This is a genomic window from Nocardia carnea (genome assembly GCF_029868855.1).
Lineage (GTDB): Bacteria > Actinomycetota > Actinomycetes > Mycobacteriales > Mycobacteriaceae > Nocardia > Nocardia carnea_A.
In genome coordinates, this window is record NZ_JARWOV010000306.1 from 45,408 (window position 1) to 62,479 (window position 17,072).

General features: G+C 63.1%; 18 protein-coding genes. 9 read left to right on the forward strand and 9 right to left on the reverse strand.

From position 1 onward, the window contains the following. The first annotated feature begins 170 nt into the window (after positions 1-170). From QH195_RS31580 to QH195_RS31595, 4 genes are all read left to right on the forward strand, one after another. Complete coding sequence (locus tag QH195_RS31580; RefSeq protein WP_280438078.1) at positions 171-1,796, forward strand: serine/threonine-protein kinase; 1,626 nt, start codon at positions 171-173, stop codon at positions 1,794-1,796. 279 nt (positions 1,797-2,075) lie between these two features. Further along, a complete protein-coding gene (locus QH195_RS31585; RefSeq protein WP_280438079.1) occupies positions 2,076-2,552 on the forward strand; it encodes a hypothetical protein in 477 nt (158 codons plus the stop codon). A gap of 152 nt (positions 2,553-2,704) precedes the next feature. Continuing rightward, on the forward strand, positions 2,705-3,196 hold the full coding sequence (locus QH195_RS31590; protein ID WP_280438080.1) for a hypothetical protein: 492 nt from the start codon (positions 2,705-2,707) through the stop codon (positions 3,194-3,196). Positions 3,197-3,266: 70 nt separating this feature from the next. Further along, entirely contained in the window at positions 3,267-3,686 is a 420-nt protein-coding gene (locus QH195_RS31595) for a DUF6915 family protein (protein ID WP_280438081.1), read from the forward strand. Between the two features lie 251 nt (positions 3,687-3,937). On the opposite strand, the gene QH195_RS31600 is transcribed toward QH195_RS31595, so the two are convergent. The 3 genes from QH195_RS31600 to QH195_RS31610 form a co-directional block, all read right to left on the reverse strand. Continuing rightward, on the reverse strand, positions 3,938-5,059 hold the full coding sequence (locus tag QH195_RS31600; RefSeq protein ID WP_280438082.1) for a hypothetical protein: 1,122 nt from the start codon (positions 5,057-5,059) through the stop codon (positions 3,938-3,940). 116 nt (positions 5,060-5,175) lie between these two features. After that, the gene (locus tag QH195_RS31605) at positions 5,176-5,490 is read right to left on the reverse strand and encodes a hypothetical protein (protein ID WP_280438083.1); all 315 of its coding nucleotides are present in this window, start codon (positions 5,488-5,490) and stop codon (positions 5,176-5,178) included. A gap of 214 nt (positions 5,491-5,704) precedes the next feature. Further along, the gene (locus QH195_RS31610; RefSeq protein WP_280438084.1) at positions 5,705-6,313 is read right to left on the reverse strand and encodes a YbaB/EbfC family nucleoid-associated protein; all 609 of its coding nucleotides are present in this window, start codon (positions 6,311-6,313) and stop codon (positions 5,705-5,707) included. Positions 6,314-6,606: 293 nt separating this feature from the next. Here QH195_RS31610 and QH195_RS31615 point away from each other — a divergent pair, with 293 nt between their 5' ends. Continuing rightward, positions 6,607-7,206, forward strand: coding sequence for a hypothetical protein (locus QH195_RS31615; protein WP_280438085.1), 600 nt, complete (start codon positions 6,607-6,609; stop codon positions 7,204-7,206). A gap of 18 nt (positions 7,207-7,224) precedes the next feature. On the opposite strand, the gene QH195_RS31620 is transcribed toward QH195_RS31615, so the two are convergent. Together QH195_RS31620 and QH195_RS31625 are read right to left on the reverse strand one after the other, a co-directional pair. Next, positions 7,225-7,440, reverse strand: a complete 216-nt coding sequence (locus QH195_RS31620; RefSeq protein ID WP_280438086.1) for a hypothetical protein — start codon at positions 7,438-7,440, stop codon at positions 7,225-7,227. 141 nt (positions 7,441-7,581) lie between these two features. Continuing rightward, the gene (locus QH195_RS31625; protein WP_280438087.1) at positions 7,582-8,607 is read right to left on the reverse strand and encodes a polyprenyl synthetase family protein; all 1,026 of its coding nucleotides are present in this window, start codon (positions 8,605-8,607) and stop codon (positions 7,582-7,584) included. A 713-nt stretch (positions 8,608-9,320) separates the two neighbouring features. On the opposite strand from QH195_RS31625, the gene QH195_RS31630 reads away from it, so the two are divergent. The 4 genes from QH195_RS31630 to QH195_RS31645 all read left to right on the forward strand — a co-directional run bounded on the left by QH195_RS31630 (position 9,321) and on the right by QH195_RS31645 (position 14,882). Beyond that, complete coding sequence (locus QH195_RS31630) at positions 9,321-9,977, forward strand: hypothetical protein (RefSeq protein ID WP_280438088.1); 657 nt, start codon at positions 9,321-9,323, stop codon at positions 9,975-9,977. Next, positions 9,974-10,996: a nucleoside-diphosphate kinase gene (locus tag QH195_RS31635; protein ID WP_280438089.1), complete on the forward strand. Its 1,023-nt coding sequence runs from the start codon at positions 9,974-9,976 to the stop codon at positions 10,994-10,996. Before QH195_RS31630 ends, QH195_RS31635 begins: the two co-directional genes overlap by 4 nt. A gap of 1,025 nt (positions 10,997-12,021) precedes the next feature. Further along, on the forward strand, positions 12,022-13,101 hold the full coding sequence (locus QH195_RS31640) for a CHAP domain-containing protein (protein ID WP_280438090.1): 1,080 nt from the start codon (positions 12,022-12,024) through the stop codon (positions 13,099-13,101). 500 nt (positions 13,102-13,601) lie between these two features. Then, on the forward strand, positions 13,602-14,882 hold the full coding sequence (locus QH195_RS31645; protein ID WP_280438091.1) for a sensor domain-containing diguanylate cyclase: 1,281 nt from the start codon (positions 13,602-13,604) through the stop codon (positions 14,880-14,882). A 150-nt stretch (positions 14,883-15,032) separates the two neighbouring features. On the opposite strand, the gene QH195_RS31650 is transcribed toward QH195_RS31645, so the two are convergent. The 4 genes from QH195_RS31650 to QH195_RS31665 all read right to left on the reverse strand — a co-directional run bounded on the left by QH195_RS31650 (position 15,033) and on the right by QH195_RS31665 (position 16,832). Then, on the reverse strand, positions 15,033-15,329 hold the full coding sequence (locus tag QH195_RS31650; RefSeq protein WP_280438092.1) for a WXG100 family type VII secretion target: 297 nt from the start codon (positions 15,327-15,329) through the stop codon (positions 15,033-15,035). A 49-nt stretch (positions 15,330-15,378) separates the two neighbouring features. Further along, positions 15,379-15,675, reverse strand: coding sequence for a WXG100 family type VII secretion target (locus tag QH195_RS31655; protein ID WP_280438093.1), 297 nt, complete (start codon positions 15,673-15,675; stop codon positions 15,379-15,381). A gap of 72 nt (positions 15,676-15,747) precedes the next feature. Next, on the reverse strand, positions 15,748-16,566 hold the full coding sequence (locus tag QH195_RS31660; protein WP_280438094.1) for an ESX secretion-associated protein EspG: 819 nt from the start codon (positions 16,564-16,566) through the stop codon (positions 15,748-15,750). Beyond that, the gene (locus QH195_RS31665) at positions 16,563-16,832 is read right to left on the reverse strand and encodes a hypothetical protein (RefSeq protein WP_280438095.1); all 270 of its coding nucleotides are present in this window, start codon (positions 16,830-16,832) and stop codon (positions 16,563-16,565) included. The genes QH195_RS31660 and QH195_RS31665 overlap by 4 nt, the downstream gene beginning before the upstream one ends. Positions 16,833-17,072: the final 240 nt, after the last annotated feature.

The window sequence follows — 17,072 nt, forward strand, 5'->3', positions numbered from 1 at the left end:
AGAATGTGGATCCGGTCGGCCACACAAAGCGCAAACCACGGAAACAGTCGTGCGAGCACAAGTAGAGTTCCAGGCATCATCGGCGTCTGGATACACCGTGGCGGCCGGCGTTGCGTCGTTCGAGAACCGATACCCCTGCGGGCTCGGATGCGGCGGGAGAGGTAGCGGACATGCTGTCCAACGGGGATGTTTTCGCCGGATACACCATTGAACGGCTGCTGGGCAGCGGCGGTATGGGCGCGGTATATCTCGCGAAGCACCCACGCCTGCCGCGCATGACGGCCCTCAAACTGCTGCACACCGAAATGTATTGCGATACGACGAGCCGTACCCGCTTCATCCGGGAAGCCGATACGGTGGCCCAGCTCGAGCATCCCAACATCGTTACCGTCTACGACACCGGCCTGGACGACAACCGCCTGTGGATCTCAATGCAGTATGTGGACGGCGCAGACGCAGCAGCCATCCGATCGCACGAGCTTCCCCCGCACCGGGCACTACAGATCATCGCCGACACCGGTGCCGCACTCGATTACGCGCACAGCAAAGGCGTACTGCACCGCGACGTCAAACCCGCCAACATCCTCCTCGCTCGCCCTGCCGACCAAGGTGGCGAACGTACCTATCTCAGCGATTTCGGCATCGCCCGGTTCGCCCACGACACCATCGGTCTCACCGAAACCGGCACTTTCACGGCCACCCTCGCCTTTGCCGCGCCGGAGCAACTCACCGGAGGGGATTTGGATCACCGCGCCGATCAGTATTCATTGGCCTGCACGTTGTACGCACTGTTGACCGGCGCGGGACCATTCCCGACCAGCGATCCGGCCGTGCTGATCCAGGCCCATCTCTACGCCCCACCACCACCACTCACGACCCGGCGCCCCGACCTTCCGCGCGCGCTGGATGCCGTGCTTGCCAAGGCTCTTGCGAAATCACCCGCTCACCGCTACACCTCATGTCTCGAGTTCGCGGCCGCCGCCCAGTATGCTCTCGAGTCCGCCACGACGCGGCCGGAAGCCTTCCACCTCGTGCCCTCGGGGCCGGGCCATGATCCACTCACTGCCGGCGGTCGTCCGCCCGGCCCCGTCGTTGCGCCGCCGGACAATGTTCCCTACCCAGCGCCCGGCCCGAACAGACCCCGGATTGCTACTGTCGCTGTCATCACCACCGTCCTGGTGGTGATCATCGCGATCGTCATCGGCATCATCGGCCGACTGGACGATGCGCTGTCACGAAGGGCCGTTCCGACCGAAGAAACCGCCGCTGCTACCACTGTGCCCGCCACCGTCCACACCGCGTCCCGGAGCCGGACCATCGATGCGGTCACCGCAAATCCCGCAAGAGCCACCGCATCGGCGATCAGCTTGGAATTCCCCGCTCTGGTGCCGGCATCGAGTGAAAAACACTCGGGACACGAAGGGGTGTACTGCTGGATCTCGGTGTCCGACCTCATACATCCGCCGAATCTGAACACCACGATAGATTTCAAGGACTGGAAGGAGTCGTGGATTTGCGACTCCAGCCATTATACGAAGCCATTCGTCCGCATCTACGCCTACGAAACGCCCGCGGCGGCCGCCGCGGTCATCGACGGACTCCCGGCATCCACGACCCGGACTGTGGACATGAACGGCGGCACCGGATACACGAACTACCGTATAACGGAGTCATTTCCGGCGATCATCACCACCTTCGCCGAAAATCCGAACCGCGCCCAGTTCCTGCTGTACGCGGAGGGCGCCACCAGCATGGAGGATGTCTTCGCTTGGTGGTCGAAGGCACCCTTGGGATGACCATCGCGCGAAATAGATGCGCCGAGACACAGCTTTCCGGGCCACCCCCGTATAGGTCGCACCCGCGGGGTCACCAGCAGTTCTGCACCTGCCGGCCATGGTTCGCGCCACATCGCCACTGCCGGCACCCGGTGATCATCGAGCAAACCTCAACAGTTAGGCGGCCGGGCGGTCGAATAGCGAGAATCTACTGCAAGGGGCGACGCAGACACTCCGGCAAGGGCAGCCCTCCCACCGTCGACAGAATCGCCACTGCCGGCCGATGATTCAGGAGGCACAGTGGCCACTGAAGAGAAAGAGCTTGCAGGACGGCCCATATCAGGGACCGTCTGGCTGGACACGACCACGGTAGACCAGAAACCATTCGACGAACTGATCGCATCACTCGATGCGGTTTTCGCGTTTCCGGAGGTGCGGTCGATCGAGTGGGACCAGTACACACCGTACTACCTCGACGGTTGCATCTGCGTTTTCACCGTGGACGGTGTCGGGTTCCGTATCACCGGCGCAGATGACTTCCGTCCCCGGGGTAACCATCTGGATCTCGACGATCTCCGGCACGACGACAACCCACCGAAATACCAGGGTTCGCGGCAGTTCGAGGTCAGTAGAGACCTGCACACGGCGATCACGGCGTGCAGCACGGCCCTCGAGAGCGGCGCGTACCACCTCGACCTTCGAAAGCATTTCGGTGATCCGGCGACGGTGCTGGCAACTCGCGAAGGGTTCGCGGTCGAGTACTACGATCCTTCCTGAGCGAAACGCTTCGAGCGACCTCGGTAAATACCATACAAAGCACAGTAGAGCAAACGAAACTACGGTTGCCGACCGCTCAGTGGCAGATACTGGCAAAGCATGAGCGCCCACGCCGATACTCGATCATGCCGGCAGCCACGCAAGGAGGTACAGTGGCGAAAGCGCAGAAGGCCGTGGCCGGGCGGCCGATCCGAGGTGTTGTCTCATACAACGGATCACCACCGGTCGAGCAGAGGCCGATCGAAGAGCTCGTCATCGCGCTCGATGCGGTTTTCGCGTTTCCGGAGGTGCGGTCGATCCGGTGGGACCAGTACACACCAAACTTCGGGAGAGCCGGGAAAATCTCCGTATTCACAGTGACAAACATCGGGTTTTTCATCTCAGCCAGTGGTACCGAACCCGATTCCGACAACGGTGAGTATCTGTCGTTGGGCGCGATCCGGCGCGGCAGCCAGCGGCCCGCCCAGAAGCCCGGGACACGTCTCGGAGTGAGCGAAGAACTGTTCATGAAGATGGCCGCATACAGGTCGGCCATGAAGGGCAGAGCACACGACTTCGACCTCCGCAAAAACTTCGGCGATCGCAGCACAGTCATCGCAACTCGCGAGAAGTTCTCGGTCGAACGGTGCAAATATAACTGGTGACGGTCTCCGGTCGGAGGGTCGCGCACGAACCTATCAGAGCGATAGCCGAATGCGTAAAGGGGATATCCTGATGGCTCAATCTTGGGTGCACGCCGAGGCATCTGCTCGTCATTTCGGTGGATCGCCCGAGGACTACATCGCGATCCACGAATGGATCGACGCCTTCAAATCCATTGTCGGTGATGTCACCCATCGTCAATACCGGCACAACTCACACGGGCCGTGGATGGCACAGGAAGTCTTCGGACGCACCGTCACCAACAGCGACGACCGGAAAATACTCGTACGCGAGATCGCCGAGAACCATATCGTCGAAGACCTCGGCTGGTTACCTTCCCCAGCAGACTGGTCAGCTTGTCTCACCTGCAAGACATGGATGGGCGGGAAAAGAAACAAGTTCATCGGACGCGAGGAACTCCTGAATTCCGCGCTTCCCCACCCCAACAGAGCACACGGCAACCATCACCGAGACGAACCGGAGCCAGAGTAGAGCCCATTCGCGCCCGGACGGATTCCGGTCCCCTGCAGAAGGCCCTCTCCTCCGCATGCGCAGTACAGAACCATGTCGGTCAGAGCGTTGCGCGCCGCGGTCCGCTCATACTCTGACGATCCCCGCTGTTGGTGATCACGTCACGTGCAGCACCGGGTTCGTCCGGTTTCGGGAAGACAAACGAAACGATAGGTCTTGATAAGGCGAGGACGGTGCGCCCTGGGGCGTGTCTCGGTACACATTTGACCGATTCACCAGCCCACCGGCAGTCCGCGAAGGTCGGGAAGTAGAATCGCGCCGTTGATCGGGCCCGGCCACGCAGCACCGATGATGCGACTGTGGTCGCATATCTCCTGCAGTCGGTCGAAGGCACCTGAAATGGCAGTATCGCTGAGTCCCGCATCGATCCAGCCTGCGCGCAACCACTCCCTGTCGACAGCTCGAACAGCTTCGAGCACCGACGAACTGAGCTCGAGATACCGGAACTCCTTGACGAACTCCGATCGTATCCCCCAGAAAGAATCGGGAGCTTCCGGAAAAGAGAGGTCGTGGTCCAGCGCGACGATACCGCCGTTGTCATCGGTACCGAGGTTACCGTGGTTGCGATCGGTATTGGCGATGATGTAGTCCACCACCGCCATCTGCTCGCGTTGATATTTCGGGTAGAGGAGGTGAGCTGCGGCCACCACCCCCTGCTTTTCCCACTGTCGATTTTCCAGCCACCTTTCGAGATCAGAACCGCTCGGCGTGTGACTCGAAATTTCATCTTTAAATTTTCTCGCCGCCCGCGCAGGATAACTCTCCCGAGCAGCTACCCAAAGCTGGTTGGACCCGCGTCCAAAAGGTCCATTCGCGAAACCGGTGGGCGGAACAAGCTCGAACCCGAGCGCTTCGGCGAGCCGGTATGCGCTGACCGCTCGGGCCGCAAGATGTCCGCCCCCGAAGGGTATCCCGTATCGACAGCGCCTGGGTTCGGAGAACAACACTGGAGGATTCCTCTCCAAGTGGGTCGGAAACGGTATCAACGGCATGTTCTCCAGCAGGCCGGGCTTGTAGAGAGAGCGCGCACCGGACTCGGTGCGAGCCACGAAAGCGCCACCACTCTCACCGGTCAGCGGCTTCGGCTTGACGGACGCAAGGGTTTGCATAGCTTTTTCTCGATCGCTGGGCCGGAATGCGTCGGCGCTCTCCAAACTTCGCGCCGCTATGCGAAGACCATCCGCTCCGGATCGATACGGACGTACCGACACGCGACCGACCAGTGCGCCGATATTCGCCAGTCGATCCAATAGTTCAGCGGCGGCACCAGCAAGCGACATCCTCGATTCCATCCAGAGCACTTCTTTCGCGAGTAAATATTCCGCCGAGAACACGCAGCATGAGACCGTCAGAGAGGCGCACCTGAGCAGGTTCCGTCACCGACCCGAACACAACAGGGATGCGCAATACGGGGTTTCACCAACTCCGGTTCGGCTCATACTCGACGGACCTAAACGTCGAATGCCTTGGCAGCTGCCTGTTCACCGACCTCCAGCGCTTTTGCGGCCAACGTTTGACCATCGGCGATCTGCCCGAGTATTTCCGCCACGATGTTCATATTTTCGGTCACTTGCTTCATTCTGTTGCGGAAGCCGTGCGGACCGCCCGCAAAACGTTCGCCGAAATTGTCAGGCCCCCATGCCTCCGGACCTATCGCCAGGGCATCCAGGGTACGGGATCTCAAGGAAACAAGCCGGTCGCGGATATCCGCGGCGTCGGCAGCGACCTTCCGAATACCGTCTACATCGACTTCGACATTGTTCACGGCATCTACTCATTTCAACGATAGGGGAAAGTATCCCGCTCACAACGAATCTCGTCCTCGGCGAGCCCCCGCCACGGCTGGTTTCTCCACAATGTCACACTCACCGACAATCGACCATTGCCGACCGTCACCTACTCAGATCGATAAGCAATCCCGAACAATCCGGCCGAACCGGCCGTCTTCTGCTCGATCGAAAGGCTACGGGCACCGCCGATCACCAGACAGACTCGGTTGCACCGCCGGATCCATTCTCGCCGGGCACATGTGGCTCCACGCCGGTAAACGTCATCGGCTCGTCGTCGCCGCTCGCACCGTCGTCTCGCTCGGTGACGAGCATGCCGGGTGCTCGGAGCAGGGTTTCGTCATCGAAATTCGGCATACCTTCGATCAGTTCGTACAGTTTGGGGAGCCGATTGTGTCCCTCGACGATATCGGCCATCAACTCATCGGTCTTGCGTCGGAGTTCCTCGACCGCCCGCTGTGCGGTGGTGGTGACCCTCTGCGCAAGCTTCCGGTACTCGAGGTCTTCGGCGGCAGGGCCGAAGCGAGTCTCGATCACGGTTCCGTTGGCATTGACCGTAATCGACACCGCACCGTCTCGGGACGTAGCCTTGGCGGTGAGCCGGACCCGCTCCTGCTGCACCCTGGTGAGCTCCGTCACCTTTTCATGGAGGGCGTGGATCACCTCATCCGCATCACTGTCGTTCCAATGGCTGGTCATCACGCACCTTGTTGTCCCGGCCCGGCGATCCGGGTTCGGATCACCGCACACCCCATTGGATAACAATGTCCTCGCACAGCGAGTGAACGCCAGCTCGTTCAACAACTCTAAATCTCGCACTGCACTTTGCGTTCGTGATCGTCGGACAGGTCAGCTGCGCCGGCGTCCGCGCGCCCGGTATCGGCCCCGAGTATCGCGTACGGCCATCCGCGTGAGCAATGGGACGACCCGATCGCCCCTTCGCCGATGTTGATGCGACAACAAAGAAGCGCACAGGATCGGCGGATAGAACAACGAAACAATGGAAAATCCGGGTGGTCCCGGTGTTCCCCAACGACGAACCGGGGTGGCATCGTGGTCGGAACAGACGACTCCGATGGCAGGAAGAGCGCACGATGGCATTGAGTCCCGAGCTGGTGAGCGAGGTTTTGCTGACGTTACCGGAGCGATTCTATGACCGGATACCCGACGCGGATCTGAGGTGCCCGGTAGCGCTACGGAACCTCGGCGGATCGCGCGGTGTGGTGAGTGTTCTTCTGTTCCTGCTGGACGAGCATCACGTGACAGTAACCAGCCTGGAGCACAGCGATCTGTCCGATCTCGCGGAAACATTCTGGCCGGCCGGAGAGCATCGCATTGCCGGGCAGGGCACCGCAGCAGGCGCGGGCATACTGTCCCGCCTACCGATCACTCCGAGTCTGTCCGAGGACGAGCTGGCCGTTCTACTGGAAAACATCCCCGCCCGATTCCGCGGCCGACTACCGGAACGCCGATTGAAATTACTCACTCCAATCTCGGAAGACTTCGACGCAAAGTGCTACCTGTCGATGGTGGACGACCTGGTGGCCACACTTCACCGTTACCGCACCCCGATCACCGACCACGAACGGGCCGATATCGCCTTGATGCTGGACGCAGTCCGGGAACCCCGGCTCAGACTTACTCAGCTCCCTGTCAAGGCCCCGCTGAGAACAGGAACCGTACCGCTGTGTTGAACTGCCGGGTCTGGAAAGTCACCTGCGCCAGTAGCCGCAGCACCGCACGACACGACCCTCAACCCGCTGGATCACCAGCTCATCGCCCTCGACCCAGAACTGGTCGCCGCGGTCGACGACCACGGGACGTACCAGTTCGAAGACGGTGCGATCGAACGGTTCGTCGGACTCGAACCGGTGGAGCAGCAATGCCCGGGATGCCGTGATCCGGCATCCACACTCCTCGATCCTCATAGTGTCCAGTGTCGGGTAATCGGCTCGATCGATATCGAATCGTCGCGTAATAGTGAACGCTCAAGGATTTGCAACAACAACCCGGCCACATTCATACCCGAAAGGTTTCGGCGCCATCCTGGCAGCACGCCACAGCAGCGATCATCGAACGCTGCGTTCGATGAGGTAGCGCAGAAGTTGCCGCAACCCGGTAACCGCTACATTGCCGCGTAGCGCACCCAGCTCCGCCTCGGCCAGGTCGACATGGCGTCGGAGTATGTCACGCGCCGCCGCGATGCCAGCACCCGGATCCAGCTGCTCGGGCTCGGTGGCACCGACCGCTACAGGGCCGGTGCACGGTTTCCGCCGGCTGTCCTTTGCGGCGTTGCCTGCACCCTGCCCCAAGATCATCGGCAGGGTGCGAAGCAGCGTGTACCGTTCGAGCGCTGATGTGGGACCAGAGCGGCCGAGATGCTCGACGGTGAACACGAGTTCCTCGGAAATCTGGAGGGCTGTGCCGGCAATTGTGCCGAACCGCGTGAGTACATCGATCTCACGAGGTCCGGCACCGGATAGTAGTCCCCCGACCCGGCAGCAGGCGGCGATCAGTGATCCCATCTTCTCCTGCGCCACCCACAGGTGGCGGGCGACCGGATCGCGGGCCGGGATGCCGGAGAGCTCGTGAATCTGTCCGGTGATCACCGCGGCAGAGGTTTCCGCCACGAGCTGCGCCAGTCCGGTTCCCAGCGGCGCTACCAGCAGAGCGGCGTGCGCGATGAAATGGTCGCCGGCCAGTACCGCGAGGCTGTTGTGCCGGCGCAGCATCGCGTTCGGAACACCGTACTCCGGCACTGCAGCATCACGTACCTCGTCATGGCATCGCGCTGCCAACTGCACGAGCATGATCACCGTCGCCGCACTGGCCAATGACGGTCCGGCCGGTCGCGGCCCGGCCTGCGCGGCGGAAACAGTGAACAAGGGTATGTTCCGCGTGAATCGGTTGCTGCGCAGCGCCTTCGACACAGCCGGTTGTGCCATCGTGTTCGCATCGGCGAGCACGTCGGCCAGTATCTCCTCCACCTCGGCCAGCGTGTCGCCCACCAGCGCTGCCAGTTCGGGATTCCCGGGGTGGACATCCTCGACGGCCCAGTCTTCACCTGGGGCGTCTTGCGTTGATTTTCCTGTCACTCCCCGGTTCTCGTTCCCTGCTCCGTCCGGTCACGACAGGTACGGCAGCACCACCCCGCCGCACTCGATGTCCCTGTTGTTCAGTGTATCTCGCGAACCGACACATAGAACCCATTCTTCCGATCGCCAGGCCCCTCTCCCGGAGGCAGGCACAGCCCGACGCCGATACCTCGAAGGAAGCCCGATCGAGGCGGCTCGGCCGGAAGCCTACCCGGCACAATTCCGGTAGCGAGGAAATCACCTTTTACAATCACTGAAGAATGGAGCCACCGTTTGAAAAACAGCACGACTTCCATGGATGGGAACACTTCTCCGTGCCCACCGATAAGATGTAGCGACGAAATCCCTTGAAGGAGTGGGTAGTTGGAGGGCTGCCAATCCACGGTAAGCTCCAGAATCCATCATCCTCGACGGCGGCTACTGATCGAAAGCATTCGAGTTCGGCGCCGCCGAAGAATGGTCCGGCGCGGGCTTTCGGCACAACGTTCGATCTGTTCTGTTTCACGTCTGGGTGGAAGACGTTCTGTGGAGACTTCCCGATACCGAGCCCCGGTGAATTGCCCCGCGTGGTTGGGGGCACCGGGTAGTTCAGTCCTGTCCGGCCTCGCGCCGGGACCGGCCCGTGCCGATCCCGGCCAACACGGCCCGGGTCACGACCACTCCCACCCACCCACCCACCCACCCATCCAGTCGACCAACGGCGGAGAATATCTGTGCACAACCTGCACCTACCCGAATCCCTCCACGAAGCGCTCACTACCACAACAACAGCAGGGGCCGTTGGGGTCACACGCCTGGTAATCGACGGTTTGCTGGCGCTCGACGAATCCACCGAGACCCGTATCGCGGTGGCCACCATGCTGTATCGCCGTCTGCGTGGTTATGCCGCGCTGTGGCATATCTTCAACGCGATGTGTGGACAGGCCCCGAACGCCACACTGCGACAAATCAGGCGAGATCTGGACGAGTCGGCCCGCCGGACCGTCGACGCCGCCGCGGCCTGGCTGTCGGAGCGACCCGGCGGGGTAGTCCATGCCGCTGACACACCGATTGTGACGGCCGTACTGGCACGATCGGACAACGACAACGCCCGGTCGGCAACCCCCACCACCGCCCTGGCTGCCGCGGAAGCTGTCGGCCCGTCCGCGGTACTCGCCGTTCGCGGCACCCGCAGACTTACCGAGCGCCACCCGACACTGGTCGTCACGACATCGTTGGCACTGGTTCCCGAGCCGGTGTTCTCGACACTCGGGGCCCCGGGGTTCGAGCACGTTCCGCTGCACCGGTTCACCGCGATCGCCGTGGATGGTGAGATCCTTCCGCCCGAGCAGGTGGGGCGGTATGCAGCGACGATCGGCAGTCACAAATGAGCGGCAGACCGACCGACCGTGAACTCCCCCGCTACCTCTCGGGTCGCGCGGACAAACGGGCTCTGTATGCGGAAGATACCTACTTTCGGGAAGCGTTCGAGGACATCAACGAGTTCTTCGGGGCCGGGACCGAGAGATTCTGCCGAGTCCATACGCTACTGCTGCTCAAACCGGACGCGGTGGTCGCCCGGCGGCTGGCGCCCGCTCTGGCCTGGTCAGCAGCACAAGGATATTCCATCGTCGCGGCCCGCACCCTGCAGATGAACCGGCACTCGATCCGGGCACTGTGGCAGTACACGTACGACGCCGCGACCCGGGACCTGCGCGACGCGGCGGACCTGTTCATGACAGCCACGGAGTGCCTTCTGCTGCTCCTGGCGGTGGACGAATGCCCGAACCCCGCGACCACGACACTCAGCCGAACGAAGGGTCCGGCACAGCCGGGAGGCGGGCGACCCGGCGAACTCCGGTACGAACTGGGGAGCCTGAACTATCAACTCAATTTTGTCCATACACCCGATGAGCCCGCCGACCTGGTCCGTGAACTCGGTGTGCTCTGCGACCACCCGACGCGAGTTCATTTCCTCCGCCTCGCGAACTCGCGTTACGACGCGACCGGTGACGCCATGGCGCTGGCACGAGAACTGGAGCGAATCCACCCGCGGGAGAACCTGACACTCGAGGCCGCTCTCAGCGCCGTCACCGCTGCCGTTCCCGAACCACTTCTACACCGGACCCCGCTGCGACTACTTCTCACAGCGGCCCGGTGCGGCCACACCCGCGACTGGCGAAAACTGCTCTGCGCGCTCGAGGATCACGGGATCCCGGTGTCACCGTGGGAGCGGATCGTTCTGGCGACTTCGCTGCTGGAACCGTTCGAGCAGGGGCGCGAGGCCCGGTATTCCGGGCTCCACATGCCGTACCGGACCCGCGTCACCCCCGACTTCATCAGGCAGTGGCCCGGTGACGAGCCGGAACGGACTCCGCCCGTCACCGCGAATTCGGCCCTCCCGACCTAACCCATACCAGATCACAGGGGGTCAAGGAAACGCATGCCCGACCATCCGAACGAGCCGGCCGACCGGCCGAACATGTATTTCCTCGGGGGCCACGTACATCTGGGGTCGAAGCCGTCCCGGTGGGGTTCTGCCTATCGAGTCGAGCGCACAGGTGAGCCCGCAAGAATCCACCGCGAGAAGATGCACTGGTGGGGCAGCGAGTCATACGCAACACGTGCCGAGGCCGAGGCCGCGTTCGACGGCTACCGTCTCTACGGATTCCACGGTGGAGTGGTAGAGGCACGCTCCGAGTCGCATCGGCGGGAATTGGACCGAGCGCGGACGGATTTCCTTCACCACGAACCGGATATTCTGCAGCGAAAAATAGCCGATGATGCCCGGTGGGACCGCCGATTCGATCGTATGTTTCTGACGCCGTGGTATACCCGGCCGTTCTGGTCTCTCGTTTACGGCAACCCTCGGGCATGGCGAGTATTCGGCATCCTCATCGCGGTTCCGGCCATCGTTCTCACCCTACTGCTGGCCATTCCCTGAATTCCGGGTGCGCCGGGCCCCCAGATCGTCCCGCGGTGCCGACACACGACCGCTGGCACGGGGATATGCGCCCACTCAGGCATCACCGCTGGTGAACTGCGTGGACGGCCCGATCGGAACACGATTGGAGGCTGACTGCCACAATATCGACTTCACGCCGGCGACCTCACGCTGGCGCTGTGGTGCACGAATTTCGCCTACATCGGAGGTGTCGAACGGGTGGCACCACGCAGCTCTCTGCACATCACCCGGGAATGCGGCCCCGGCGCACACCCTGTCGTGTGGTGGCTGCACGGAGAAATCGATCGGGAAGCGTGGGAACGCGAAAGGTATCTCGACAAGGCTGCCACGTAGGTCGCCGCCCGTGAAAACAGCCGATTATCGACCGGAATCACCGCAGGGCAAGAAAAACTGAGCAATGGCCGATAACGTGCGATTTCTCCGTACTCTTGTTCGGTGCGTTGCGTTACTCCGTTGTCCCGTAAACCCCGATGACCGCGATTCCGGAATCGCTCGCTGTCGAATTACGGCCACCCGAAGGCGCGAGCTCCGGGCTTCGGGCACTCGTCGGTGCAGTCGAGGAATGTATGCAGAATGCGATGCTACTGTTGGTTTCCGGGGATGGGAACAATCAACCGCAACTGCTCACCTGGTTGGACGAGCGGGGGTTGCTCGACCGCGACGGTCTCGACGCCCCGCCCGGGCAGTCGGTCATGGCCGAGAATTATTCCGACCGTTATCGGGAGATCGAGGGATTGGCCGAACGATTGGAGAAACAGAATGCCAGTGTGGACGTATCCCGACTGGCTGCCTTCGATACCTCGAGCCGGGCGTACCGGAATATCCGGGACGTGATCACCGGTCTGCAGACGACCTTGGGCAACGCGCCCGGCCCTACCCGGGACCCCGATGGCGTGTACCGGCTGCCACCGGCGGTGGAGGCCACGCTGACCCGCGCGCTTCTCACTGCGGTGGACGAGGTGCACGACGAGGTTTCGGCAGCCACCCAGAAAATCGGTGCCACCGCCCACGCGATAGATCGAGCCGCCCCGGCGCACACCGTTGTTCCGACAGGCCGTCACCGGTCGATCATGATCGATCAGGCAGACCCGGCCGGCCGGGTCGGATATACGGTGGCGAACCTCACCGACCCGGTACAGATCGCCATGACGCAACTGGGTGTCGGCGAGCTCGGCGGAAGCTCGAATATCGTCCGGGCCGAGTATGGCATCAACGCTCCCTGGTGTGCGTCTTTTGCGACCTGGGTGTGGCGCAAGGCCGGCTACCGGATCGACTGGACCGACAAGAACCGCTGTTCGAAGATCTGGCAGGATGCGGCGGCGCTGAACCTACGCGCGCCGGCGGCGCAGGCCGCACCGGGCGACCTGATCCTCTTCGATCGCAATCGGAACGGAGAACCGGACCACATCGGGATCGTGGAGAGGACCGAGAACGGGGTGATACACACTATCGAGGGCAATGCCTCGGACCGCGTACGGCGCCATAGCTATACCGTGGGGTCGAGCAATATGGTGGGCGTGGTCAAACAACCTCCGGCATCCGGGACCTGATTCCACAGGGGAAGAGAGCGATCCGCACGCGCAACGGCGCACCACGGTACCGACGTGCGGCGAGGGCTGCCCGACCACATTCAGCAGTTCCGAAGGTTTCACGACGCGGCGCGCATTGCTGAATTCCCTGGCCCGGGAATAACCAGGAATTGAAGCTCGTGATCCATAAGGCGATGGCGTGGCAGACTCCGAGCGTCCACAGGAACAGTTCCCATCCGAGGGATTGCACAGGATTTGCTTGCGCAGAGCGGCCGAATACTACTATATGGACTACAGAACGAGCGTATCGGCTTCTAGATCACCGCGACAGCTGATCGTGTTGCGCGGCCGGTCAGCAGGCCGAGGTTTCACCTCCGGCACTGCGGCCGATCAGGCAGAGAGGGGTCGACCATGGCCGGATTCGCTACTTCTCGTCTCGCTGTCCACGTCTGCGGACCTGGTCGGTTTCCGATTGCCCGGCATCAGCCGGGCAGCCACCTCGTACGGACCCGGGTGGAGTAATGCTCGCGAACCCTGCGCAATCGGTCGCGCGTCTGGGACTGTCGGCCGCCATGGTGGAACGATTGATGGCGGCCATGTACGCGGAAACGCTCGACCCGTCCGTCGGCGCACTCCTGGGGGCACGTTTGGCCGAGTCCGGGCGCACCTCGTCGGAGATATACAGCCTCGCGGAGGGTTTGCTCCCGCTGGCTGAGTTGTGCGATCACCCGGAGGCGCACCGACGCCTGGCCTGCCTGCTGGTTGCACTCGGCCAGGGCTACCAGCGCCGACGCGAAGATCCGCACAGTCCAACCGAAGCAGCCGATGAACGATTCCGCATGATATTCGACCATTCCGGGATAGCGATCGCCATCGGCGATACCCGTGGGCAATTACTGGACGTGAACCAGGCGCTCGCCGAGATGATCGGTGTACCCATCGAGTCGTTGCGCGGTATCTCGGTATACGATTTCGCGCCGCCGGAAGATCGAGTCGAGATCCGCACCCGAGTATTCGAGGGCCTGGTTCCGGCCCGATCGGGTACGGTCCGATTGGAACGGGGCCTGCTCCGCGCCGACGGCAGCCGCCGCCGGATCGCCTTCACAATCACCTTCGTCGACAGCGAGACAGCCGGGAGCGACTACCTGCTCGCCGTGGGTGAGGATGTCACCGACCGATACGAACTACAGGTCCAGGCCCACCACGACCCGCTCACCGGCCTGCCCAACCGGCGCCATCTCCGCTCCGAGCTCGGCCGGATCATCGACGGTCCGGCACCGGAGAACAACACCAGGTTGGGACTGTGCTTCGTCGACCTCGACTACTTCAAGCGAATCAACGACGAGTACGGACATATCGCCGGCGACCGGATTCTCATCGAGGTCGCCAGGCGGCTCCGGTTCCACGCCGACCGGATCGGATGCTCGGTGTCCCGCATCGGCGGTGATGAATTCGTGGTGCTCATCCCACCCCCCGTTACGGAACCACACCTCATCGCCTTCGCGGAAGGCCTGTGCACAGCGCTGGAAACGCCCGTATCCATACCAGGAGCCGATGTTCCCGTCTCGGCGAGTATCGGGATCGTCTCGGCGTCCCCGCAGACGGCATCGATCGAAACGGTACTCGACGCGGCGGACGCCGCATTGCGGAAAGCGAAATCCAAAGGTCGGCGGCGGTGGGTACTAGCCGAACGCTCCGGTATTCCGTGCCATGGAGACCCAGCGCCTGCGTCCGGGCCATGGCGGGTCGTCCCCGGTCACACCCCAACCGATGAGCACTCCCAGCCCTCGGTGATTCAGTGACTGCTGAGCAAGTCCGCCATCAACGCAGAGGTAGGCGGAAGGCCAGGGCAGGGCCTCAGCCGATCGGTGCGATCAGGATCTCGTAACCCATCCGCGGAACGGGCAGCGGCATTACTGAGCCGCTGCCCCTCGGCCGACGACACCTGCCTTTCAGCCACCGAACGAATTGCTGACCCGAGCATCGATATTCATTGCGTTCTCCCAAGCTGTTTCCACCGCGCGACCAAGTCCGTTCAACGTACCGATGGTGGTTTCGTCCACTGTGGAGTCGGCGATGTCCGCGCGGCCGAATTCGGCATCGAAACGGCTCTTCGCGGCTCGGAATCCGTCGAATCCCGCATTACCCTCCCACGCCGCCGAGAGTTCGCCGGCCGCGGTTTCCAGATCGGCTGCCTGAATCCTGAGTTCGGACCTCAGTCCCTTCAGGTCCTCGATAAGCTGTCGCAAAATTTCGGCATTATATTTCATTCGGTGTACTTTCTGCGTCGCACTGGTATCAGATGAGATTGGTGAGGAGTTCGGTATTGTCGGTTTCCGCGTCCTGATATGTCTTGTTGCCGGTGCCAACCAAATCCGCAATTTCTTGCAGAATCGCGTTGACCCGGCTGGCTTCACCCTCGAACGCGGCCGCCGCTCTACCACAGGCGTCGGACGCATCACCCTGCCAACCGCCTTTGGCCCCAGCGACCGTATCGACCACCCGGTTGATCGTGGTGCGCAGCATATTTACTGCATCGACCATAGCTTCGGCGGACTTCTGCGCACCGAACGCCTCGAAATTGATCTCCGTCATACCTCGAACCTTTCTCGAATCCGTGACATTGCTTCCGTTGCCTACTGCCGCGGTAGCGCGGCATCGTCTGAATCAGGACATCCACCCTCCAGCCGGTAGCGAGCCAATGAGAGCGGAGACCGCCTGGGCGATCCGATGGTCCGACCCGGAGGTGAACGTGGTCCACAACTGCTGATCAGGTGAAACACCGGGACTGGCGACGAGTCGACCGCGTTCGGTGTCGTATACCACCACTGCCCCGGGGGCCCGGCACGTGCTGCCTGCGTCGTGGGTGCAGGCGACCAGCTCGGCGTACGCATTGCAGGTGGCGAGCGCCGAACCGAATTCGATCGCGGTACGTTCCTCGACACCGAGGGCATACACGGCCTGGATGTATCCGGCGGAATCGACAACACCGTCGAGGCGTTCGCGCAGGGCCTCCGCCGGGACGCTGAAGCTGCCCACCCTCGCCGGCGGACAGGAATCGAGCTCCGCCAGGAAAGGGCGGGCCAGCACCGCTCCACTTTCATCGGCCCACGTCGGCCGGATGTCGAAATCGTCACCGAATCGGATGGCCACCGCATGCTGCGGGCCGCGGCGGGCCAGGCAGACCCGGCGAAGGCCGGTCGCGGTGTGGATCCTTGCCACCAGTTCGCGTTCCGGCTGTGCAAGAACATAGAGGGCGGCGGCGAGATCGGCGGCAACCTCACCGCCATCGTCGACGAACCCGGAACTCCGCAACCGAACTCGAGCCCGGCGGTGCGCGGCCGACCAGGCAGCGACCGTGTCGTGCCGGTATCCCACCCCGAGCACCACTGGAAGGGTCTGGATATTGAGCAGGCCGGTGAGGGCCAGCAATTCATCGGTGGTCACCGTCGCCGTTTCCCCGTCCTCGGCCGGGTAGGACGTCATGTCGACCCCGTTTCCGGACCCGGCCGTTCGACCGCGCCCAGCACCGGGGGCGCCACCCGGACGCCGGCATCGATTTCCAGCCCGTCGCCGGGCTCGGCATCGGCCGCACCGGCCCGTACGGCGCGCTCGGTGCCCACGGCCCCGGACGATGTCGTCATTCCGCCGCCGGGAACCACCCGGCCCGCCTCCGCGTGCTCGACCGCCGCCGACGACTGCGCAGGCACCGTTTCCGATACCGCGGACGTCACGGCGGACCAGGGCGCCACACGGTACAGGGAAAGACGCCGTGGCGCCGAGCCGATTCCCGGGCCCCCCCCCGGGGGGGCGGCCCGGCGTTAACCCCCAATACGTGCGCCGGGCCCCCGCCGGGGCGCGGCCCCCCGCCGGGGCGCCCCGGGCCCCCCCTTTTCCCGTCAACCCCGGGGGGGGCCCCGCGCCCCGCCCCCCCCCCCCCGGGGGGCCGGCGGCCGGCATTTCACCCGATATCCGTGCGCCGGGCACCGGCC

What these genes read in the sequence shown, in the direction of transcription:
- QH195_RS31660 (WP_280438094.1), bottom strand. Translation starts at nt 16,566, where the DNA reads ATGACGTCCTACCCGGCCGAGGACGGGGAAACGGCGACGGTGACCACC.
- QH195_RS31635 (WP_280438089.1), top strand. Translation starts at nt 9,974, where the DNA reads ATGAGCGGCAGACCGACCGACCGTGAACTCCCCCGCTACCTCTCGGGT.
- QH195_RS31655 (WP_280438093.1), bottom strand. Translation starts at nt 15,675, where the DNA reads ATGACGGAGATCAATTTCGAGGCGTTCGGTGCGCAGAAGTCCGCCGAA.
- QH195_RS31640 (WP_280438090.1), top strand. Translation starts at nt 12,022, where the DNA reads ATGACCGCGATTCCGGAATCGCTCGCTGTCGAATTACGGCCACCCGAA.
- QH195_RS31615 (WP_280438085.1), top strand. Translation starts at nt 6,607, where the DNA reads ATGGCATTGAGTCCCGAGCTGGTGAGCGAGGTTTTGCTGACGTTACCG.
- QH195_RS31645 (WP_280438091.1), top strand. Translation starts at nt 13,602, where the DNA reads ATGCTCGCGAACCCTGCGCAATCGGTCGCGCGTCTGGGACTGTCGGCC.
- QH195_RS31580 (WP_280438078.1), top strand. Translation starts at nt 171, where the DNA reads ATGCTGTCCAACGGGGATGTTTTCGCCGGATACACCATTGAACGGCTG.
- QH195_RS31595 (WP_280438081.1), top strand. Translation starts at nt 3,267, where the DNA reads ATGGCTCAATCTTGGGTGCACGCCGAGGCATCTGCTCGTCATTTCGGT.
- QH195_RS31620 (WP_280438086.1), bottom strand. Translation starts at nt 7,440, where the DNA reads ATGAGGATCGAGGAGTGTGGATGCCGGATCACGGCATCCCGGGCATTG.